Source organism: Enterovibrio norvegicus DSM 15893 (assembly GCF_900115495.1).
In the GTDB taxonomy this organism is placed as follows: Bacteria; Pseudomonadota; Gammaproteobacteria; order Enterobacterales; family Vibrionaceae; genus Enterovibrio; species Enterovibrio norvegicus.
In genome coordinates, this window is sequence record NZ_FOWR01000021.1 from 63,772 (window position 1) to 86,172 (window position 22,401).

The window sequence follows — 22,401 nt, forward strand, 5'->3', positions numbered from 1 at the left end:
TTCATTAAACAGAAAAAAACGCCGACTTAACGTGCTAGAACGCATTTTCACTGATTTCTATCATCTACAATGATGAAATATAAACCCTCATCACGGCCTTGCAGGTGCGCGTTTTGTTTGCTGTGATAGAATGAAGCCTTCAGCCTGATTCTTGAGGTCTTATGACCAATATTGCACAGCTAATTACCCGCGCTCAAGCGTTATGCGAAGAGCGAGGCGTGCGCCTGACGAGTCAGCGCGAACGGGTATATGAAATTATCGTTCAGAGTAAACGAGCCATTAGTGCTTACGATTTGCTGGACGTATTACGAGAAACCGAGCCCCAAGCGAAACCTCCAACGGTATACAGGGCGCTCGATTTTTTGCTTTCTCAGGGGTTTGTGCACAAAGTAGAGTCTACGAATAGCTTTATCGCTTGCTGCTTACCCGGCCATGCGCAACACTGTTCACAATTACTGATTTGCGATTCGTGCGGTGCGGTGGAAGAGTGTCATGCTGATTCTTTGTCTACAGCGCTGCAAGAGAAAGCAAGTCAGGCTGGTTTTGCAGTGAGTCATCACGTTGTAGAAACACATGGAACCTGTGGATCTTGTCAGGTAGCGAAACATTAGTTGCATTAGGACGGTAAACGAACATTATGCGCGCGGAATTTGTAAACCCATTTTTGTCTTCTTTGGTCAATGTATTGACGACCATGGCACAGCTTGAGATTACGCCAAAGAAACCGCAGTTGAAGACATCGGAAGTTGCGAAAGGCGACGTGTCAGGTTTGATTGGCATGGTTGGCCCTAAAACAAGAGGCTCTCTTTCTGTCACGTTTGAGGAAGAGCTTGCGCTAGAAATAATGAACCGCATGTTAGGCGAGAAGCCAACGTCAATCGATGCAGATGTGACGGACATGGTCGGTGAAATCACCAATATGGTGACAGGCGGTGCGAAGCGTCTTCTTGCGGAGAAAGGCTTCGACTTTGATATGGCAACGCCGATCGTTGTGTCAGGTCGCGACCACACCATCACACATAAAAGCGAAGGCCAAATCATCATCATGCCGTTTGATTCGGATTTCGGGCGAGCCTATATCGAAATTTGCTTTGACGATTAACGTCATTCTTACTCATAAAAAAAACGCCGCTATATGCGGCGTTTTTTGTTTCTTACTGACCTTGAGAGATTACGCGCGCCATTGTTTGAACGCGTTAATCAAACCGTTGGTTGAGCTATCGTGGCTCGCAACGGCATCTTGACCTGCAAGCTCTGGCAAGATTTGGTTTGCCAGTTGTTTACCGAGCTCTACGCCCCACTGATCGAAGCTGAAGATGTTCCAGATAACGCCTTGCGCAAAGATCTTGTGCTCATACATCGCAATCAAGTTACCTAGCGTACGAGGGGTAATCTGCTTCACCAAAATTGAGTTGGTTGGGCGGTTACCTTCAAACACTTTAAACGGAACAAGTTCCGCCACTTCTGCAGGGGTTTTACCCGCAGCCACAAATTCAGCTTCCACTTGCTCGCGTGTTTTACCGAATGCCAAGGCTTCCGTTTGTGCGAAGAAGTTCGCCATCAGTTTTGGATGGTGATCGCTCAGTGGGTTGTGGCTGATTGCTGGTGCAATGAAATCACACGGGATGATTTTCGTGCCTTGGTGAATCAGCTGGTAGAACGCGTGTTGACCGTTAGTACCCGGCTCACCCCAAATGATTGGGCCCGTTTGGTAATCAACAGGCAGGCCGTCACGATCAACATACTTACCATTTGATTCCATATTGCCTTGCTGGAAGTAAGCAGCAAAACGGTGCAGGTATTGGTCGTACGGCAAAATCGCTTCTGACTCTGCGCCATAGAAGTTGTTGTACCAAACACCAATCAGTGCCAACAGCACGGGCAAGTTTTCAGAGAACGGGGTTTGCTGGAAGTGGTTATCCATGTCGTGTGCGCCAGCCAACAACTCGATGAAGTTGTCGTAGCCAACCGCTAAACAGATAGACAGGCCAATTGCAGACCACAGTGAGTAGCGACCGCCAACCCAATCCCAGAACTCAAACATGTTGTCGGTGTCGATACCGAATTCCGCAACAGATTTTGCGTTAGTCGACAGCGCGGCAAAGTGCTTCGCCACGTGTGCTTGATCTTCTGCTGTCGCCAGGAACCAATCACGCGCAGACAATGCGTTGGTCATGGTTTCTTGCGTGGTGAACGTTTTAGACGCCACCAAGAACAAGGTCGTTTCTGGGTTCAAACCTTTCAACGTTTCAGCAATGTGCGTCCCATCAACGTTAGACACAAAGTGCAGGTTCAGGCGCGTTTTGTATGCTGCCAATGCCTCTGACACCATGTAAGGGCCAAGGTCTGAACCGCCGATACCGATGTTCACGATGTCGGTAATTTCTTTGCCGGTGTAGCCTTTCCACTCACCACCAATGACACGCTCTGAGAAGACTTTCATCTTCTCAAGCACAGCGTTCACGTGCGGCATAACATCTTCGCCATCAACCATGATCGGTGTGTTGCTGCGGTTGCGCAGAGCAATGTGCAGCACTGCACGGTCTTCTGTTTGGTTGATTTTATCGCCACCAAACATTGCACCAATCGCGGTTTTCAACTCTGTTTCGTCTGCAAGCGCGAACAACTTATCGAGTGTTTGTTCACTGATCAGGTTTTTCGAGTAATCCAGCAGGATATCGTCACCGAAATTGACAGAAAACTTATCGAAACGGTTTGGATCGTTGGCAAAAAGCGAGCTAAGGGTCAAATCCTGCGCATCTTCAAAATGAGCGGTAAGCGATTTCCACGCTGCCGTTTGCGTCGGATTGATAGACTTCAACATAGTTATTGTTCCTTATAGACAGAGTCGGTTCGAGTGGGCGCTGTCATCCCACATTATTCGAGGCAGACCACACTTCGTCATGTAATCGCCAAAGTGGTGTAATGTTACGATCTACTGTGTACCCTTGCTAGGCCAATACGTAGTTTTAAGCCGATATCTTTTTATTGCGATAGGCTAAGAGTTGCTATGTTGGCATGATTACATTGCAACCGTTTTGCGTTAAGTCAGTGATTGTGCATGCTCGAACGCGGTGCCAAGGTCTCTTGAACACGTATTTTATATAAATGACTGAATAGCAGGTGTGCTAAATGTGGATTCAAAAAACTATTAATTTAACCGCCAAGCGCCGTGGTTTTCATTTAATCACTGATGAAATCGAACAACATATTCCTGAGTTGCGCGAATTACATATCGGTCTAATTCATCTGTTTATTCAACACTCTTCTGCCAGTTTGACACTGAATGAGAACGCTGATCCAACGGTACGCAGTGACATGGAAGCGCATTTCAACCACTTCGTTCCAGCGTGTGCTTCTTACTACCAACATACCTATGAAGGGGATGACGACATGCCCGCGCACATCAAAAGCTCCTTACTTGGTTCAAGCGTGTCGATACCCATATCAAAAGGCAGAATGGCGTTAGGTACATGGCAAGGTATTTATCTTGGTGAACATCGAGATCATGGCGGATCGAGGCGAGTTGTTGTAACGATTCAAGGCGAGTAAATAGAGGGGTCTCAATGAGAGTGGAACAGCGAAAAAACAGAGACCATTCTTCATCGTTGATTGTCTTGCAGATTCGCGAGTTAATCGAAAGGATCGCATTCATGTAAATCGATAGGAAACAAACGAATCATTTTAACAACACTCGCTCCATCTCATTTGGACCACATAGTCGAGTGATGATTAAAAAAACAGGAATCTTATTGAAAAATAAAGGCACAAATGCCTTTAAGGTCATATCCCAAACACCATACTTACCTAGTGCTTACCAACCGGAAATCTCATAAAAACCCCATTAAATACTCATTCTTTTATTAATAGTCACCCATAAATCTCTTATGAGTTCCTCCTTAAAAACCATCAAAAAACTCAACGTCTCATTTTTAAGATAGAAATAACTTACAGCAATCATTAGTCTTCTCCATCACTGCCGTGTCGTAAGCGACATGAACAAAACCTAAGCCACGACGAAACAATGAAGCGTTCGTTGTTAAGAACCATGAGGCTGGGTTCAACAATTTTTAATGGATTCTAGGTACCCAGATGATGAAGAAGACACTCCTCACCGCCGCGATTCTTGGATCGCTCACTTCTGCACAAGCTATCGCAGAGTGTGCCGGCAACGTTTACTCGATGAATGCCGGACGTGGGCATGTTGGCTTGCTGCTAGATGTTCAAGAAGCGAAGCAGATGTCGACACAGTACTTCTCAGATGCGGGCGAACGTGTGGAGTTCCATTCTCGCGCGCTTTTCAGTACACCAAGCATGGCGTATGACCGTATTACTGATCGCCTCTACTACACAAATTCACCTCAGCCGACTGCTTATCATGTTCAAGTGCCAGAAACCGAAGTCTCCGCAGAAGAACTGAAAAACTTAGATCTTCACGCCAAAACCATCGAGTCTTATCAGTTGGCTTACATGGACCCAGCAACTGGCGAGCACGTTGCAGGCCCTGTCGTAAACAAGCAAATCCTACGAATGGCATTTAACCCAGATAGTGGCGAGCTGTTTGCATCAGATTCACAAACCATTTTTAAGGTTAACTCAACAACCGGAGAGACCACGCATATTGGCGACTTCGAGAATGGGTTGAAATTTGGTGGTTTTACTAACTGGGGCGATTTTGTATTCCAAGATGGTGAACTGCTGTTTATCACGAACAACCGCACGCTTTCTATCAATACCGGCACGGGTGCGCAAACCCTAAAAGCCTTCCACTTTATCGATTTTGTGGCAGCAGCCACGCTGGATCAAAATGGCCAAATGCTTGTTGCAGCCAAGAACCAGAATGTATCGGGTAACGTTAACAGTAATCACCTATACCGCTTAAAGCCTTCTACGGGCGAGAAGAAAGTGGTCGGCTTATTCCCAAGCCGCATCAGCGCCATGGCAACAGTGATATCAGAAGATCACACTTGCTATGAGAAAACAGAATTCAAGAGTGACTTAACACCAGAGGTGACAGGCATTACGCTCGGTTCTGACTCTGTAACGGAAGGTTCGACGGCGTATTTCACCGTTAATTTCGACAGGGCCACCAGCGATGCTAACACCGCACTGCGCGTTGCATTAAAAGATGGCACGGCAAACTTGAACAGCGATTACCAAAATACCGTTGAATTGCTGTTCTCTGATAACTCAACGGGATCTGCCACGATCTCATCAACATTGACCGGAATCGGCTTGCCACAAGGCGTTACGTCAGTGCGCATTGGTGTGCCAACCGTGAATGACGCTACGCATGAGAGCAATGAGAACTTCACGTTGGATGCTTGGGTTTCCACCGACAAGAGCGATCTGACGTCAGCCAGTGTGACTGTTGTTGATAATGACCCCGGAGAAGTTGGCATTCGAGGGTGTAGCAACGGTGGCTGGACGTCAGCGACGAATTCACTGACTTGGTGCTCTGAGAGCGACACAGTCACTTACATTGGCGATTATCATAACTCAACGCACAGCTCGCGTTTTGAAGGCACCATTAATGGCTTGTCTATCGGTTCAGCGAGCACACTGAACTATAAAATCGCGTCCACACAAGATATCGGTGGCCTATCACGATTTACCGTAGAGATGGATTACGGTAACGGGTGGGTGACTGTAGGTAACTACCGCTCAAGGGTTTATTCACAACCAACGACGCTTTCCTATACCTATGACTTTACTCCGGCATCGACACAGGCCAAGTATCGACTCACATGGAACATCACATCTGATCGTCCTGGCGGCGGTGATGACATTGCAATCGGCTTAGAAAATGTAACCTGGTAATAAAACCGACAATCACGAATAGCCAAAGCATTGCTTTGGCTATTTTTTTGCGCTTAAAACGGCTGATTAATCATGACCCTGAACAAGCCTTCCTCACTGCCCCACGCCATTTCAGAACGCACAACAACACCTTCCACTTGGAATCGAATAGCGCCGCCCGCACTCCATTTCATGTCGCTATGTAATTCTGCTAAATCATAAGAATCAGCAACCCGCCCCGCATCAACAAAGGCGACCCATTGCCACCACGGCACATCGTACCAATTGAAAACAGGAACACTCCCTAGAGGCTGCCATTCAGGGATAACACGGTATTCAAGGCTATAACTCAATACAGAGCGGCCAACAAAGCGCCCGGTTTGAAAGCTACGCAAACGATATAGCCCGCCAAGGCGAGCGCCAGCGAACTCTGGTGGACGTTCATAAACACGTTCACCATTCACGGTCATGGTGTTATTCCAACTCGGGGTATCCGCGGTATACACATTGAGCGCGACCACCTGTTGCTTAGCTAATTCGTCCCAATCGCCAAGAGCATGGAACCAACTTTGGCTTGCTTCCCACTTCCACCAGCTTGCTCGATCACTGGCACCCGGATCAGCCGTCACGATCAACTCGCTCACACTGCCTTTGGTGGGGTTATTTGCATTGTCTCGGTTATCCCAACGGAAACGGGTTTCAAGCCCCCACACTTCTTCTGCCTTCGAGAAATCGCTAGAAATATTCGCTGCCCCGCCTGCCAGTTCACGGGACTCATAAAACGGTCGAAGCTCAATAGACGATACGCCACTCTCCCATGGAGTATGACCATCTACCTGACGCTGAGGAAAGAGAGCTGCACGGATCGGCTGGGAAATGGCCGCGCCCATCGGCAAGATGTAGCGCATAGAAAGATGATGACGCGCGTCTCGGCTGTCTGCTTTTATGCTGTCAGACTTTACAGAGGTGTTGCTCGTAGCATCGCCAAGGAAGTAGTTGAATTGCTTATAGTCGGCTTCGTAGAACTGCCCACTAAAAAGCCAGCGGCTGTCTGCTGACAATGCGTAATTATTCGCAGCCAGAAACGTCATCCAAGTATGTTTGCTGGTGCCAAGCCCCGCGGCAAACATCGACGCTTGCGGCTGCCCCGCCCCTTTCCAAAGCCCCGCCATGCCCGCAGAAAACCCCATCGCTTCGGTCGAAAAAGCGAATGGGACGATTTCTATATCAAGCGAGTTAGCGTCTGCAGTGATCGCTTGATTGGATGACGAAACCGTTTCGTCATTGCTCGCACTGGCTGACAAGCATAAGAAAGCCGCAATCAAAGATGCGGCTAGTAGACATTGATGACTGTTCAAAATGACTCACGAAAAGGATTAGGTATAAACGAGATCAACTCTCGACGTAATGTTAGTCACAAGCTCATAGCCAATCGTCCCAACATGGTTCGCGATCTCTTCAACGGGGAGAATTTCGCCCCACAAGATCACTTCATCGCCTACGCAATCCTTCGCGTCTGGGCCTAAATCAATGGTCAACATGTCCATGGAAACACGTCCCACCAAGGGAACGCTGCGCCCGTTCACCATGACGGGTGTGCCATCTGGAGCAACGCGTGGATAGCCATCGCCATAACCAATAGCGACCACGCCAATGTTGGTGTCGCGATCGGTTACCCAACGCGCACCATAACCCACAGGTTCGCCTTTTTTCGCCGTTCTCACTGCGATAAGGCTCGATGTCATGGTCATCACAGGTTTCAAACCCAGTTCTTTACCCGTGAGAGATGACACGGAAGACACGCCATAGAGGCTAATACCGGGTCTCACCCAATCAAGATGGCTGTCTGGCCAGAAGAAACAGCCTGATGATGCGGCAAGAGAGCACTCTCCACCTTGCCCTTCAGTCACCGCTGTAAACATTGCGATTTGCGTATTCGTGACGGGGTTTTCAAGCTCATCGGCACAGCCAAAGTGGCTCATGAAATGTAGCGGCTTCGCGACGTTAGGACACGCGTTTAATCGCTCAATGAAATGAGAGACATCTTCCGAGCGAACACCTAGACGGTGCATGCCGGAATCTACCTTTAACCACACCGTCAATGGCGTCGTAAGCGTGGCGCGCTCAAGCGCGTCAAGCTGCTCAATGCAGTGCACTGCGGTGTGGAGCTGATGCTCAGCCAGCAGCGGCAGATCCTCAGCCGAGTAAAAGCCTTCAAGCAGCAAAATGGGCGTGTCGATACCGTTGGCACGAAGTGCGAGTGCTTCTTCAAGTCGCGCAACACCAAACCCATCTGCATGAGCCGCAAGCGTCTTTGCAACAGGCAGCAGACCATGACCATAACCATTGGCTTTGATCGCTGCCCACGCGCGGCTGTTGGGCGCTTTGGTACGCACAACATTTAGGTTATGCACCAAATTTTCCAGTTGAATATAGGCAGTTGCTGCTTTCATGAAACCTCGCGGTTACTCTTCGTCGAACGCAGGGCCTGCGTAATTATCAAAGCGTGAGAAGTGACCTTGGAAGGTCAGACGTACCGAGCCGATAGGACCGTTACGTTGCTTACCGATAATGATTTCAGCAATGCCTTTGAGCGGGCTTTCAGGGTTATAAACCTCATCACGATAGATGAACATGATAAGGTCGGCATCCTGCTCGATTGCCCCAGATTCACGCAAGTCGGAGTTGATAGGACGTTTATCAGCACGTTGCTCCAACGAGCGGTTAAGCTGCGACAGGGCGACAACGGGCACATTCAATTCTTTCGCCAGCGCCTTTAACGAGCGGCTGATTTCGGAGATTTCCAAGGTACGGTTATCTTGCAGACCCGGTACACGCATCAACTGAAGGTAATCGACCATGATCATAGATAGGCCGCCGTGGTCACGCGCAATACGGCGGGCACGAGAGCGAACATCTGTCGGTGTTAGGCCTGAGCTATCATCGATGTACATGTTCTTCTTCTGGGTTAACAACCCCATGGTAGAAGAGATACGCGCCCAGTCTTCATCATCCAACTGGCCGGTACGAATTTTGGTTTGGTCCACGCGCGAAAAGGACGCCAACATACGCATCATCAGCTGTTCCGCTGGCATCTCTAGGGAGAAGATAAGTACCGGCTTTTCCTGATCCATCGCGGCGTTTTCACACAAGTTCATCGCAAACGTGGTTTTACCCATGGATGGACGAGCCGCAACAATAATCAAGTCAGAACCTTGTAGACCCGCGGTTTTCTTATTCAGATCCGTGAAGCCCGTAGACACCCCTGTTACACCGTCTTGCGGTGTTTTTAGGAGGAGCTCGATACGCTCTAAGGTTTTCTCCAGAACATTTTCAACGTTCTGAGGGCCTTCACTTTCACTCGTACGCGCTTCGGCAATGGCAAACACTTTGCTCTCTGCCATGTCCAAAAGGTCTTCAGAAGTGCGCCCCTCAGGCTCATAGCCCGCATCGGCAATTTCATTCGCCACGCTGATAAGGTTACGCACAACCGCACGTTCACGCACAATGTCGGCATAGGCCGTAATGTTCGCCGCACTTGGGGTGTTTTTAGCAAGCTCTGCTAAATAAGCGAAGCCACCGACGTCATCAAGGTGACTGTTCTTTTCGAGGTGTTGCGATAGGGTAATAAGGTCAAGCGGGTTACCGCTATCAAGCAATTGCTTGGTGCTTTCAAAAATCATACGGTGCGGTCGGCTATAAAAGTCCGATGCCACCACTCTTTCAGCCACGCTGTCCCAGCGTTCGTTATCCAGCATTAAGCCGCCCAATACCGACTGTTCCGCTTCCAAGGAATGCGGTGGCACTTTCAGTGCATCAACCTGACGGTCTTTGGGTTTGTTGGAGTTAAATTGCTTGCTGCGTTGCTCTGCCATATCACTCGTTACCTTATCATTGCGCCCGTCATTATATACCCAAACAACACGAAGATGCTCGGGTATAACCCCAATCAGAAAAGGAATCCCCCCCTGAGCAGAAGCTGACGCAATGATGAAATAAATTCCTGCCAATTTAACATCTTGCTGACGCATATTTGGCAGTTTCCGTTAAAATGTTTTTCCGATCTTAGTAATGGTAAACCATATGGCCTCAGCGCTGTTGAAACCGTCTTTTTTTTGTCTGGTAGCACTTCCCTTTAGTGCATGGGCCGATGACGTGCCCCCACCTTGGCAATCTGAAGTCGAACTCGGTTTACAAGCCCTCTCCGGCAACTCTGACTCGATCACACTGAACACCCGTTTAGGGATGAGCTACACCAGCGGACCCTACCGCCACACCTCAGAAGCTAAGTTCTTGCTGGTCGAAAAAGATGGCGAAGAAGACAAGCGCAAAGGGGAAATGGAAAGTCAGGCCAACTACAAATTTGACCCCTCTCGATATGTGCTCGCCAACATCACCTACACCAATGATAAGTATGGCCCTTATTTCGACGATTTTACCTTCGCGACAGGTTTAGGTTACCAAGCGATTTGGCGTGAAGACATGACCTTATTGCTAGAAGTCGGCCCGGGTTATCGTTACCAAAAACCCAACCTTGATGAGATTGATGATGACGATCTGATCCTGCCGCACAACGTGAAAGAGTTCATCGTCAGGGGACAAGCAGAGTTAATGTGGCAAATGACCAAAACTGCCGAACTCCAAGGTCGCTTAACCACCATCAGTGGACCAAGTAACACCAGTTTTGAAGCCCGTCTGTCGGTGCAAACCAGTTTGATTGATGACTTGGCGATCAAAATCTCCACCACGCAAAAATACATTAACGACGTCCCACCAGGGCTCAGTAACCTGGATTCGATTTTTACCGTGAATATGGTTTATAAGTTTTAGGCAAGGTTTGAGATTTGAGATTTGAGATTTGAGATTTGAGATTTGAGATTTGAGATTTGGCAGAATAGAAATCAATGCGTAGCAACATCAAGTCATCGGTTTTCGCTTTTGCACTTTCTCGCCACTCGAAACTGCTCTTATCTCGTTTCTTAGGTACAAAAAAACCGGCCCTGAGGCCGGTTTTTTCAAAGCTTACGTGTGTCTGAATTACTCAGCAACAACGCTTACTTTAACGGTAGCAAATACTTCAGAGTGCAGTTGCAGACTGATTTCGTATTCGCCAACGTTACGTAGTGCACCTTCTGGCAGGCGAACTTCGCTCTTCGTTACTTTAACACCAGCTGCAGAAACTGCATCTGCGATGTCACGAGTACCGATAGAACCGAATAGTTTACCTTCGTCACCAGCTTTAGACGCGATAACAACCGCTTCTAGAGCTTCAACTTGCTCAGCGCGAGCACCAGCAGCAGCTAGAGTCTCAGCAACTTTTGCTTCAAGCTCAGCACGACGAGCTTCGAAATGCTCAACGTTTGCTTTAGTTGCCATAACAGCCTTACCTTGTGGGATAAGGAAGTTACGAGCGTAGCCAGACTTAACTGCTACTTGATCACCTAGTGAACCCAGGTTACCGATTTTATCAAGCAGAATAACTTGCATTATCTAATCCTCTTAAAATTGGCAGTGCCGATTACTGATGTTTGTCAGTGTACGGCAGCAGGGCTAGGTAACGTGAACGCTTGATAGCGCGAGCCAGCTGACGCTGGTACTTAGCACGAGTACCAGTGATACGGCTAGGTACGATTTTGCCAGCTTCAGTGATGTAGTTTTTAAGAGTCGCTACGTCTTTGTAATCGATCTCTTGTACGCCTTCTGCAGTGAAACGGCAGAATTTACGACGACGGAAGAAACGTGCCATGGGCAATCTCCTGATCTAAATATCTATAATTTCATCGGCATGTAACACTAATTTACCTTGGCCGTTACGGCTGGTTTGGTAAGCGAGAAACCCGCCGACCTTAATGTGACTGCCTAAAGCTAAATGCTGAGTTTGGTATTGCGACCCCTGCCCGCTAATGACTACCGGTAAACGGCAATACACCTGCCTTTGCAGTGCAGCTTCCTGTTGTTCCGAACGGTGCTCTATCACAAAGTGACAATGCTGTATGCCGGCAGGACTCTGCTTTCGAATCGGGCCTTGAGCGATAACGCCTGCAAGCTCAATCCGATTGGTCATCAAATCAAATTACTCTGCTGCTGCTTCGTCTTCAGATTGTGCTTCTGCACGTTCTTCACGACGAGGTGCGCGCTCTTCTTTAGCCTTCATCATTACAGATGGCTCAGTGATAGCGCCTTTGGTACGCATGACCATGTTACGGATCACAGCGTCGTTGAAGCGGAAAGCGGTTTCCAGCTCATCAACTACTGCTTGGTCAGCTTCAACGTTCATAAGAACGTAGTGAGCTTTGTGCAGTTTGTTGATTGGGTAAGCCAGTTGACGACGACCCCAGTCTTCTAGACGGTGGATCTGACCACCTGACTCTTTGATAGAACCAGTGTAACGCTCGATCATGCCAGCAACTTGCTCGCTTTGATCAGGGTGCACCATGAATACGATTTCGTAATGACGCATAGGTTGCTCCTTACGGATTATTCAGCTTCCGGTGTTGGCCCAGTCGTCCAAAGGAAGCAAGGAACGAAAGTAAAAGACTGGGAATTTGGAGGCAGGATAGTACAGAATTGCATCGTTAATAGCAACAAAAAGCACAGCGCCCGACAAAATTAATTGCCGGGCGCTGTAGGTAGTTTATTTTATTACTTTCGACGCTTAACCGCGACGCTGACGCACTGCTTCAAACAAGCAGATACCGCTTGCGACAGACACGTTCAGACTCGACACGCTGCCAGCCATTGGAATGCTGATCAGTTCGTCACAGGTTTCACGCGTTAGGCGGCGCATACCGTCGCCTTCTGCACCCATGACGATCGCCAGTGGACCTGTCATTTTGCTTTGGTAAATGTCATGCGTAGCTTCGCCTGCCGTGCCTACAAACCAAACGCCTTTCTCTTGCAGTGCACGCATGGTGCGCGCAAGGTTGGTCACACGAACCAATGGCACAATTTCAGCCGCGCCCACAGCCACTTTACGCACGGTTGCACTCAGTGGTGCTGAACGGTCTTTAGGAACGATAATCGCACACGCACCTGCTGCATCTGCGTTACGCAGACAAGCACCTAGGTTATGTGGATCAGTTACGCCATCCAGTACCAACAGTAATGGGGTCTCTTTGCCTTCTAGAATCGCATCAAGGTCATTTTCGTTGTACTGACGACCTTGCTTAACACGTGCAATCAATCCCTGATGCGACGCGCCATCAGCTTTATCATCCAACGCCTTGCGTCCCATTTCTTGTGTGGTGATGCCAAGCTCAGCCAATTCCTTCAGCACGGGCAGTAAACGATCGTCTTCACGACCTTTTAGAACATAAACTTCGATAAAGCGTGCAGGATCAGATGCCAACACGGCTTTGACGGCATGAATGCCATAAATCATTTCATTGCTCATGAGTTACTTCTTTTAATTGCCGGCTTTCGCAGGTTTGCTTCGTTGCGCTTTTTTCTTGCGCGCCTTCTGAGTCTTGCTCTTTTTCTTCGCTGGAGCGCCGTCAGTGGGTTTATCTGCGGAAGGGCCATTATTCACAGATGAACCTTTATTCGCAGATGGACCTTTGCGATGTGGTTTTCCTTTTCTCTTTCCTTTGCCGTCAGACGCTTTGTCGTCGCCTGCGGCTTTAGGAATAGATCCACGTTTTAGTTGCTGACGGACAGACCCGCGCTCTTTGCCTGACTCAGGTTTTTTACCTGACTCGGCACGGCCTTTCTTGGCATTGTTGCGCGCTGTTTTACCGGCACCACGCGGTTTGCGCGTTGTACCTTCCAGTTCGAAGTCGATCATCCTTTCATCAAGGTTGACGGATAATACTTTGACCGAGACCTGATCGCCAAGTTGGAAAACACGACCAGAGCTTTCGCCCACGAGCTTTTGGCCCACCATGTCGTAGTTATAGTAGTCATTGTCTAGGTTCGAAATATGGACAAGGCCATCAATGTGAAGCTCATTCAAGCGCACAAAGAAACCGAATCCCGTTACGTTTGCGATGGTGCCCTCAAGGGTATCGCCAACGTGGTCTTGCATGTACTCACACTTTAGCCAATCCGACACGTCACGCGTTGCATCATCAGCACGACGTTCTGTCATCGAGCACTGCTCGCCCATCACATCCATGTCATCGAATGAATAATGGAAGCCACCGGTTGGTGTCCAGCGATCGGTGTTGCGGCCTTCTTGCTTGGCAACAAGGTATTTAATCGCGCGGTGCAACAGCAAATCAGGGTAACGACGAATTGGCGAGGTGAAGTGTGCATACTGCTTCAACGCCAAACCAAAGTGACCTTGGTTGTCCGCTTGATATACCGCCTGCTTCATTGAACGAAGCAGCATGGTTTGGATCAATTCGCGATCTGGGCGACTTTGAATTAAGTGTGCCAGTTGCGCGTAGTCTGTTGGTGATGGTGACAAACCACCATTGAGTGACAGACCCATTTCACCCAAGAAGTCTTTAAAGCCAGTAAGACGCTCTTCACCAGGTGCTTCGTGCACACGATAAAGCGCAGCTTCTTTATGTTTTTCAACAAAACGTGCAGATGCGACGTTAGCCAAAATCATACATTCTTCGATGATCTTGTGCGCATCGTTACGTTCTACAGGGACGATACGCTCAATTTTGCGCATCGCATTGAAAATGAACTTGGTTTCTACGGTTTCAAATTCAATCGCACCACGTTGCTCGCGCGCACCTTTCAGCACTTTGAACATTTTGTTCAATTCTTCGAGATGCGGCACCAACGGTGCGTAGCGATCGCGAAGTTCTTCATCGCCATCCAGCATCTGCGCCACTTTGGTGTACGTCAGACGCGCATGCGAGTTCATCACAGCTTCATAGTGCTTGTAGCCTGAAAGGTTGCCTGACTCAGAGATGGTCATTTCACAAACCATACACAGACGATCGACCTGCGGGTTCAAAGAACACAAACCGTTAGACAGCACCTCAGGCAGCATTGGAATAACTTGCGACGGGAAGTACACCGAGTTACCACGGTTGATGGCTTCTTTGTCTAGCGCTGAATCTGGACGCACGTAGTAGCTGACATCTGCGATGGCAACCCATAGACGCCAACCACCTGATTTTTTCTTCTCACAATAGACGGCATCATCAAAGTCACGTGCGTCTTCACCATCGATGGTCACCAATGGCAATTCACGTAAATCTACGCGGCCGACTTTCGCCTCTTCAGGCACTTCTTCCGTCAGACCTTTGATCTGCTTTTCAACGTCTTTTGGCCACACGTTGGGAATGTCATGGCTACGCAGCGCAATTTCAATTTCCATACCCGGTGCCATGTTCTCACCAAGTACTTCTACGATACGACCCACTGCTCCTTGCTGGCGTGTTGCGCGTTGGAAGACTTCCACCACCACAACATTGCCCATGCGAGCACCTTTGCGATCCTCTTTAGGAATAATGATGTCTTGGCTTAAACGTGAGTCATCAGGCACCACGTAGGCGTTGCCATCTTCCAAGAAGAAACGACCAACAATTTGGCCTTTGCGTTCTTCAAGTACACGCACAACACGTGCTTCTTTACGGCCACGCTTATCGGTACCTGCAGGCTGTGCAAGAATGAAGTCGCCATGCATCACGCTTTTCATCTGGTGGTGCGGCAATAGCCAATCTTCGCGGTTGCCTTTCCCTTCTGGGCGTAAGAAACCAAAACCATCACGGTGGCCGATCACTGTGCCTTTCACCAAATCCAGTCGTTCTGGTAAGGCGTAGCACTGGCGACGGGTAAAGATAAGCTGCCCATCACGCTCCATGGCGCGAAGACGGCGACGTAGACCTTCATACTCTTCGTCTGATTTTAAGCCCAACACGTCAAAAAGCTGGTCGCGATTGACCGGTGTGCTGAACCCTTTAATAACTTCTAGTAGGTGCTCGCGGCTTGGTACCGGATTGTCATATTTTTCTGCTTCACGAACCAAATGCGGATCGTTGCCATGTAGGTTTTTGTCCTGAGACATATAGGATTCCCGTTAGCGACACTTGTTTTCAAGTATATCGCTTAAAATAAAAGAAAATGGGTGCCCAGCAGAATTGCCACAAAAAAATGACGACAAGTTACTAAAACGCTTGTTAAGCCGGGCGAACAGGGATAAGAAGGCGGTGTAGGCTGTTATTTCCTGCCACCAAATCGTGAAGTGTGTGGTTGTCCATTTCTGCAAGAAATGCCTGCATCGCATTCGCGAGTGCATCTTTTAGACGACAAGCGGGGGTGATATGACAGTTGTCTTCACCACAATTGACAAGATGCAGAGGTTCGAGCGCTCTGATCACTTCGCCAATGACAATTGATGCTGCTGGTTTGCCTAATCGTATCCCGCCATTTTTTCCACGGACGGCTTCTACGTAGCCTGCCTGACTCATACGGTGGATGATTTTCACCATATGATTTCGAGACACCCCATATTTTTCTGTGACCACTGTAATACTGGTCAACTCTCCGGGCGGCAGCATAGCCAGATACATGAGAGCCCTTAGGCCAAAGTCTGTAAAACTGGTTAATTGCACGTTTTCAAATCTCCTCCGGCGCATTGTACCCTGAACTGATGTAAAAGGCGCGTTTCGTCACTGTTTCTTTTTTCTCCAACTTTCTCAGCATTGATCATCTTTGCCTTTCTTCAAAAGAAAAGATCACTTTTAGTTGATCTAAACATACATTTTAGATACAACTTATAACATGCATTTCAGATGTAACTTTAAAGAAGAGACGAATATGTTAAGTCCAAAAACGATTGAGATTGTAAAGTCGACCGCACCATTGCTTGCTGAAACGGGGCCTGTACTGACCGCCCACTTCTACGATCGAATGTTCAAACACAACCCTGAACTGATGAATATCTTCAACATGAGCAACCAATTTACAGGGGCTCAACGCGAAGCATTGTTCAACGCTATTCATGGTTATGCCGCCAATATCGATAACATCGAAGTGCTGTTGCCGGTGGTAGAAAAAATCGCCCAGAAGCATGTGAGCTTTAACATCACGCCAGAGATGTATGCCATTGTCGGTGAAAACTTGCTTGCAACCATCGATGAGATGTTCAATCCAGGCAAAGAAGTGATTGATGCATGGGCGGAAGCCTATGGCCTTTTGGCAGACGTATTTATCACCCGAGAAGAAGAGATTTACCAGGGCAAAGAGAGCACGGAAGGCGGATGGCGTGGCACGCGAGAATTTACGCTACTGACAAAAACCAAAGAGAGCGACGTGATCACAAGCTTTGTTTTTGCCCCCGTTGATGGCAAGCCTGTAACGGGTTACAAACCAGGCCAGTATATTGGTATCTACCTGCACCCAGAACAATTCGAGCACCAAGAGATCCGCCAATACAGCCTGTCTAGCGCCCCTAAAACCAACACCTACCGAATTTCGGTAAAACGCGATCCTCAGGGTATTGTGTCGAACTATTTGCACGATCACCTCAACGTAGGGGATGCGGTGAAGCTAGCACCTCCAAGCGGTGACTTCTTCCTAGAAGCAAGCAAGGATACGCCTGTCGCTCTCATTTCTGGCGGCGTCGGCTTAACACCTATGCTGTCCATGCTTGAAACACTAACGGGTAAGCATGATGCGGATATTCACTGGATCCATGCAACAGAAAATGGTCAGCACCATGCGTTTGGTGAGCACATCAACCACCTTATCCAACAAAACCCACGCGCAAAACGTAATATCTGGTATCGCGACCCGTTAGCCACTGACAGTTTGGCGGAAGATTACGACCACGCAGGCATTATCGACATCAGCATTGTTGACGGCTTAACCGACGATGCACAACGTCATTTCTACCTTTGCGGCCCAGTTGGTTTCATGCAAGCCGTAGCCAAGCAACTCGTCGGCGCTGGCATTAGCAAAGGTAGCATTCACTATGAGTGCTTCGGCCCACACAAAGTGATTGATTGATTACTTTACAGATGATTACTGCCTTTCATCTGTAAGTAAAAGAAAGCCCCGCAAGATGCGGGGCTTTCACTAATCTGAGATGCTATACCTTCAACAAAACCCTACCAATACGTATCGCGGCGTTTCGCTCTTGCGATGACATTTCTCGGCATTTTGTCTTCAAGTGCGCGACGGAGCATGGCCACTTTTTGGTGTGTTGAGCGATCGGCGGTAATAGTGTGGTAAAGCCAACGATACGCATCTTCGTAATCGAGTGGGCTGCCGTAATCGTTCACCAACAACTCTGCAAGCTGCAACCTTGCGCGGGTATTCCCAAGCGACGCCGCTTCACGCAAGTAGGGAATGGCGCGCTCTTTATCTTGCTGAACTAAGGTGCCACGCGTGTAATAACGCCCGAGCTGTTCAAGTGCTGCTGGCAGGCCTTGCTGAGCGGCAAGCTGCATGTAATACACGCCTTGCTCGACATCACGGTCAACACAAACGCCCCACGCTAACATGTCACCATACAGAAATTGATACGACGGCGATTCAACACGAACAGCGCGCGCTTCAATATCTTGAAGCAGCTGACACTCATCGGCTTTCACTTTCTGCAGGTGGCTATTGGTTTCAAACAGGCGTAGCAATTGCGAATCTTCATATACAGGCAATGCAGGCCCGATCTCTGCTTTAGCGGCAGAGCTGGCAAACATAAGTGATATAAATAAGGTTCGCAGTTTCATGCATTCCCACTTTGTAAAAGTCAGTAAGTTCGATATGAGTCGTCTTGCCTAATTTGTATCGGCATCCCAAGGATGAACTTTACCTTTTTTCTGGTGAATTTTTCCCAAGAGGATCTTCACTGAGTATAGAGGGCTTTGGGTAAAAAAAAACCAGCCGCTTGGGCTGGTTTTTTTCAAACTCTAACCGATTAAGACGCGAAAGGATGCACCTTAATGATGGTCTCGTTACGGTCTGGGCCAGTTGAAATAATGTCAATTGGCACACCAGTCAGTTCTTCGATACGTGCAATGTAATCAAGCGCTGCTTGTGGCAGGTCTTCAATTGATTTAGCACCGAAGGTCTTCTCGCTCCAACCAGGAACGGTTTCGTAGATTGGTGTTACGTTTTCGTACGCATCAGCAGCCATTGGAGACACTTCTAGAACCGTACCATCAGCCATTTGGTAGCCAGTACAGATCTTGATTTCTTCCAAGCCATCCATCACGTCCATCTTGGTCAAGCAGAAGCCTGAGATAGAGTTGATTTGAACTGCGCGGCGCATTGCCACTGCATCAAACCAGCCAGTACGACGAAGACGACCAGTCGTTGCGCCAAACTCGTGACCAACTGTACCCAAGTGCTTACCGATTGGATCTTGTTTTTCTAGGCCATCATAAAGCTCAGTCGGGAAAGGACCTGAACCAACACGGGTGCAGTATGCTTTCGCGATACCTAGAATGTAACCGAGGTGACGTGGACCAAAACCAGAACCTGCAGCAACACCACCAGCGGTAGTGTTAGAAGACGTTACGTACGGGTAGGTACCGTGGTCGATGTCCAGAAGAGTGCCTTGTGCGCCTTCAAACATGATCTTGTCGCCACGCTTACGTGCATCGTCAAGCTCTTGAGTTACGTCGATAACCATGCCAGTTAGTACGTCAGCTTGCTCAAGGATCTTCGCAAGCGTGTCTTCGTAGCTAACAGGCTCTGCTTTGTAGAAGTGCTCCAACTGGAAGTTGTGGTATGCCATCACTTCTTTAAGCTTCTCAGCAAACGCTTCTTTATCGAAAAGGTCACCAACGCGCAAACCGCGACGAGCAACTTTATCTTCGTAAGCAGGACCAATACCACGACCAGTAGTACCGATTGCTTTCTTACCACGAGCAGCTTCACGCGCGACGTCAAGAGCGATGTGGTATGGAAGAATTAGCGGACAAGCTTCTGACAGGAACAGACGTTCTTGAACTGGGATACCACGCGCTTCGAGGCCGCCCATTTCTTTCATCAATGCGTCAGGAGACAGAACAACACCGTTACCGATGATGCACTTAACGTTGTTACGAAGAATGCCAGAAGGAATCAAATGCAGAACGGTTTTTTCACCGTCGATAACGAGAGTGTGACCCGCATTGTGACCGCCTTGGTAGCGAACCACGTAATTTGCGTCTTCAGTTAAAAGATCGACGATCTTACCCTTACCTTCGTCACCCCATTGAGTGCCGAGAACGACTACGTTATTACTCATCTTTTCCAGTCAGTTGCTGATTAAAACGGGATTCTAGCACCTTCATTTGAAGGTTGCAGTCATTTTTTAACCGTCGTCGCGATGCTGAATACCGAGCCGTCACAAACTTTTTCTCTTTTCATTTACTTAGACGGCCACATCATATATGCGATAACTGCACCCGCGACGACTAAACACCCACCAATGCGTCGTAACGTAGCATCAGGTAACTGACTCATCTCACTCACCATATCGCGCCATTTGCTCGGAATGAGCATAGGACCCAAGCCTTCAACCACCAGCACTAACCCAAGAGCCAGTATGAGTTCCTTCCCCATTTCACACCTCAATAAACAGATAAAAAAAAGACAAGGCACGAAGCCTTGTCTTTTCATTTTTACGATTTACGCCACATTAATTCAGATTAACGTTTGGCTCTTTCATGTACTGGAAGAACTCGCTGCTTGGGTCAACCACAAGGATGTCTCCCTTGTTGCTAAAGCTCTTCTCATAGGCTTGCAAAGAACGTAGGAAGTTATAGAACTCAGGCTCTTTATTGAACGTGCCTGCATAAATGTTCGCCACTTCTGCGTCTGCTTCACCACGTGTTACACGGGCCGTTTTTTCTGCTTCAGCAAGAATGGTCGCCACTTCAAGTTCAGATTGAGCACGAATAACTTCCGCTTTCTCACGACCTTGAGAACGGTGACGACGAGCTACGGTTTCACGCTCTGCACGCATACGCGCGTAGATTGATTCACTGATCTTGTCTGGCAGGTTGATTTTCTTGATACGAAGGTCAATGACTTCAATACCGATATCATTAGCACTGGCTTGAACTTCGTCCAAAACGTCTGCCATCACTTGCTCGCGCTTCTCAGAGACAATCTCTTTAATGGTCTTAGAACCAATTTCTGCACGAAGGCCATCAGACACTTTACGTTGCAATAGTGCTTCTGCAGTCAAACGGTTACCACCACCTGTAGACAGGTAGTACTGACCGAAATCTTGAATACGCCACTTAACGTAAGAGTCGATGATTACGTCTTTTTTCTCAGACGTTACAAAGCGATCCGACTGGTCGTCCATAGTTTGAATACGCGCGTCCAAGATCTGTACACGGTCAAAAAACGGAACTTTGAACTGCAGACCTGGCGGGTAAATTTTCGCCTGATCATCATCAGCTTTCAAAATTCGACCAAAACGCAGCACAATGCCTCGTTCGCCTTCATCAACCACAAACACTGACATCAAGCCGCCAACGAGCGAAGCAATAATCAGAGGGATTAACAATTTACGCATAATTAGTATCTCCCCTGACGCGTTGTCGATTGACGAGAGTTTTGAGTCGCTGGCGCCGTCGTACCAGAGGTTTCCAATTCAATACCGTAATCCGTCGCATTGTTATCAGAAACAGCACCCGATGACTTAGATTGATTCATCAGCTTATCAAGAGGTAAGTACAACAAGTTGCCACCACCTGCTTGTGAATCGATCAGTACCTTACTGGTGTTACCATAGACTTGTTCCATGGTTTCCAGATAGAGGCGATTACGCGTCACTTCAGGTGCAGCCTGATATTCAGGAAGCAGCTTTTCAAACTGCGCCACGTCACCTTCAGCTTCATTGACGGTTTTCTCGCGATAACCCAACGCTTCTTTCTTCAGACGCTCAGCACGACCGGTTGCCTTTGGCAAAATGTCATTACTGTAAGCTTCTGCTTCTTTGATGTAGCGTTCTTCATCTTCTCGCGCTTTGATTGCATCATCGAATGCGTCCTGAACTTGTTCCGGTGCTCGCGCACCTTGTAAGTTCACATCAACAACCAAGATACCCATGTCGTAGCGATCGATAATACGGTTAATTTCCGTCTGAGTTTTTGTACGAATTTCTTGACGACCCGTGGTCAGAATGTCATCCATCACCGCATCACCGATAACTGCACGCAGAGCAGAATCTGTTGCTTGGCGTAGGCTGTCATCAGCATTGGTCACTGCGTATAGATATTTCTCTGGGTCAGCAACACGATACTGAACATCCATATCTACGCTCACCACGTTTTCGTCTTTGGTCAGCATTTCACCTGAACTACGCAAAGAGCGAATCGCTTGAACATTGACGGTAGTAACGTCATCAATGAAATTTGGTTTCCAGTTCAAACCGGGTTGCACAATGCGGTCGTATTCACCGAAACGCAAAACAACACCACGCTCGGCTTCACCAATGGTGTAAAAACCTGTTGCGCCCCAAATAACCACACCCACAACGGCGATAACGCCCAAACCAGCAGCACTGCTGCCAAAAGATGGACCCTTGCCTTTACCGCCACCTAACAAACCGTTCAGTTTGCGGCTTAGTTTACCGAAAACCTCATCAAGGTCCGGCGGCCCTTGGTCACGACCTCCGCGATTACCCCACGGATCTTTGTCCTGACCGCCATTATTTCCTGGCTCATTCCACGCCATTAGAGCACTCCATCAATATGA

Annotated in this window: 22 protein-coding genes; 6 read left to right on the forward strand and 16 right to left on the reverse strand. The window is 48.3% G+C overall.

All coding sequences use genetic code 11. From position 1 onward, the window contains the following. Positions 1 to 161 precede the first annotated feature (161 nt). On the forward strand, positions 162 to 611 hold the full coding sequence (zur, locus tag BM082_RS14330; RefSeq protein WP_017011249.1) for a zinc uptake transcriptional repressor Zur: 450 nt from the start codon (positions 162 to 164) through the stop codon (positions 609 to 611). Between the two features lie 26 nt (positions 612 to 637). Beyond that, positions 638 to 1,102 (forward strand): chemotaxis protein CheX, encoded by a 465-nt coding sequence (locus BM082_RS14335; protein ID WP_017011250.1) that lies wholly within the window; start codon positions 638 to 640, stop codon positions 1,100 to 1,102. Positions 1,103 to 1,171: 69 nt separating this feature from the next. Here BM082_RS14335 and pgi read toward each other — a convergent pair whose 3' ends face one another. Continuing rightward, positions 1,172 to 2,824: a glucose-6-phosphate isomerase gene (gene pgi / locus BM082_RS14340; RefSeq protein WP_017013292.1), complete on the reverse strand. Its 1,653-nt coding sequence runs from the start codon at positions 2,822 to 2,824 to the stop codon at positions 1,172 to 1,174. Between the two features lie 308 nt (positions 2,825 to 3,132). On the opposite strand from pgi, the gene BM082_RS14345 reads away from it, so the two are divergent. Continuing rightward, entirely contained in the window at positions 3,133 to 3,552 is a 420-nt protein-coding gene (locus BM082_RS14345; protein ID WP_017017199.1) for a secondary thiamine-phosphate synthase enzyme YjbQ, read from the forward strand. A gap of 540 nt (positions 3,553 to 4,092) precedes the next feature. Then, the gene (locus BM082_RS14350; RefSeq protein WP_017017200.1) at positions 4,093 to 5,820 is read left to right on the forward strand and encodes a hypothetical protein; all 1,728 of its coding nucleotides are present in this window, start codon (positions 4,093 to 4,095) and stop codon (positions 5,818 to 5,820) included. 53 nt (positions 5,821 to 5,873) lie between these two features. On the opposite strand, the gene BM082_RS14355 is transcribed toward BM082_RS14350, so the two are convergent. The 3 genes from BM082_RS14355 to BM082_RS14365 are packed head-to-tail and all read right to left on the reverse strand — an operon-like array spanning position 5,874 to position 9,674. Next, positions 5,874 to 7,157 (reverse strand): BamA/TamA family outer membrane protein, encoded by a 1,284-nt coding sequence (locus BM082_RS14355; RefSeq protein ID WP_017013288.1) that lies wholly within the window; start codon positions 7,155 to 7,157, stop codon positions 5,874 to 5,876. An 18-nt stretch (positions 7,158 to 7,175) separates the two neighbouring features. Then, a complete protein-coding gene (gene alr, locus BM082_RS14360; RefSeq protein ID WP_017013287.1) occupies positions 7,176 to 8,252 on the reverse strand; it encodes an alanine racemase in 1,077 nt (358 codons plus the stop codon). A 12-nt stretch (positions 8,253 to 8,264) separates the two neighbouring features. After that, a complete protein-coding gene (locus BM082_RS14365) occupies positions 8,265 to 9,674 on the reverse strand; it encodes a replicative DNA helicase (protein ID WP_026024765.1) in 1,410 nt (469 codons plus the stop codon). Positions 9,675 to 9,882: 208 nt separating this feature from the next. On the opposite strand from BM082_RS14365, the gene BM082_RS14370 reads away from it, so the two are divergent. Further along, positions 9,883 to 10,629 carry a DUF481 domain-containing protein gene (locus tag BM082_RS14370; protein ID WP_017012401.1) on the forward strand — a complete coding sequence of 249 codons (747 nt, stop codon included), beginning with the start codon at positions 9,883 to 9,885 and terminating at the stop codon, positions 10,627 to 10,629. A 207-nt stretch (positions 10,630 to 10,836) separates the two neighbouring features. Here the strand turns inward: BM082_RS14370 and rplI are convergent, their stop codons facing one another. From rplI to nsrR, 7 genes are all read right to left on the reverse strand, one after another. Beyond that, positions 10,837 to 11,286: a 50S ribosomal protein L9 gene (rplI, locus tag BM082_RS14375; RefSeq protein ID WP_017012402.1), complete on the reverse strand. Its 450-nt coding sequence runs from the start codon at positions 11,284 to 11,286 to the stop codon at positions 10,837 to 10,839. A gap of 31 nt (positions 11,287 to 11,317) precedes the next feature. Next, complete coding sequence (gene rpsR / locus BM082_RS14380) at positions 11,318 to 11,545, reverse strand: 30S ribosomal protein S18 (protein ID WP_002539422.1); 228 nt, start codon at positions 11,543 to 11,545, stop codon at positions 11,318 to 11,320. A gap of 15 nt (positions 11,546 to 11,560) precedes the next feature. After that, complete coding sequence (priB, locus tag BM082_RS14385) at positions 11,561 to 11,863, reverse strand: primosomal replication protein N (protein WP_017012403.1); 303 nt, start codon at positions 11,861 to 11,863, stop codon at positions 11,561 to 11,563. 9 nt (positions 11,864 to 11,872) lie between these two features. Beyond that, positions 11,873 to 12,259, reverse strand: a complete 387-nt coding sequence (gene rpsF / locus BM082_RS14390) for a 30S ribosomal protein S6 (protein WP_017012404.1) — start codon at positions 12,257 to 12,259, stop codon at positions 11,873 to 11,875. Positions 12,260 to 12,454: 195 nt separating this feature from the next. Continuing rightward, positions 12,455 to 13,192 (reverse strand): 23S rRNA (guanosine(2251)-2'-O)-methyltransferase RlmB, encoded by a 738-nt coding sequence (gene rlmB / locus BM082_RS14395; protein ID WP_074927455.1) that lies wholly within the window; start codon positions 13,190 to 13,192, stop codon positions 12,455 to 12,457. Between the two features lie 12 nt (positions 13,193 to 13,204). Then, positions 13,205 to 15,766, reverse strand: coding sequence for a ribonuclease R (rnr, locus tag BM082_RS14400; protein ID WP_074927457.1), 2,562 nt, complete (start codon positions 15,764 to 15,766; stop codon positions 13,205 to 13,207). A 112-nt stretch (positions 15,767 to 15,878) separates the two neighbouring features. Next, positions 15,879 to 16,313 carry a nitric oxide-sensing transcriptional repressor NsrR gene (gene nsrR / locus BM082_RS14405; RefSeq protein ID WP_026024963.1) on the reverse strand — a complete coding sequence of 145 codons (435 nt, stop codon included), beginning with the start codon at positions 16,311 to 16,313 and terminating at the stop codon, positions 15,879 to 15,881. Between the two features lie 205 nt (positions 16,314 to 16,518). On the opposite strand from nsrR, the gene hmpA reads away from it, so the two are divergent. Further along, on the forward strand, positions 16,519 to 17,709 hold the full coding sequence (gene hmpA, locus BM082_RS14410; protein ID WP_017017202.1) for an NO-inducible flavohemoprotein: 1,191 nt from the start codon (positions 16,519 to 16,521) through the stop codon (positions 17,707 to 17,709). Positions 17,710 to 17,810: 101 nt separating this feature from the next. Here hmpA and motX read toward each other — a convergent pair whose 3' ends face one another. The 5 genes from motX to hflK form a co-directional block, all read right to left on the reverse strand. Beyond that, positions 17,811 to 18,431 carry a flagellar protein MotX gene (motX, locus tag BM082_RS14415; RefSeq protein ID WP_017008745.1) on the reverse strand — a complete coding sequence of 207 codons (621 nt, stop codon included), beginning with the start codon at positions 18,429 to 18,431 and terminating at the stop codon, positions 17,811 to 17,813. A gap of 188 nt (positions 18,432 to 18,619) precedes the next feature. Beyond that, positions 18,620 to 19,936 carry an adenylosuccinate synthase gene (locus BM082_RS14420; RefSeq protein WP_017008744.1) on the reverse strand — a complete coding sequence of 439 codons (1,317 nt, stop codon included), beginning with the start codon at positions 19,934 to 19,936 and terminating at the stop codon, positions 18,620 to 18,622. A 122-nt stretch (positions 19,937 to 20,058) separates the two neighbouring features. After that, positions 20,059 to 20,253, reverse strand: coding sequence for a DUF2065 domain-containing protein (locus tag BM082_RS14425; RefSeq protein WP_017014612.1), 195 nt, complete (start codon positions 20,251 to 20,253; stop codon positions 20,059 to 20,061). Positions 20,254 to 20,329: 76 nt separating this feature from the next. Further along, positions 20,330 to 21,217, reverse strand: a complete 888-nt coding sequence (hflC, locus tag BM082_RS14430) for a protease modulator HflC (RefSeq protein WP_017008742.1) — start codon at positions 21,215 to 21,217, stop codon at positions 20,330 to 20,332. Between the two features lie 2 nt (positions 21,218 to 21,219). Continuing rightward, positions 21,220 to 22,380, reverse strand: coding sequence for an FtsH protease activity modulator HflK (gene hflK, locus BM082_RS14435; protein WP_017017203.1), 1,161 nt, complete (start codon positions 22,378 to 22,380; stop codon positions 21,220 to 21,222). Positions 22,381 to 22,401 lie beyond the last annotated feature (21 nt).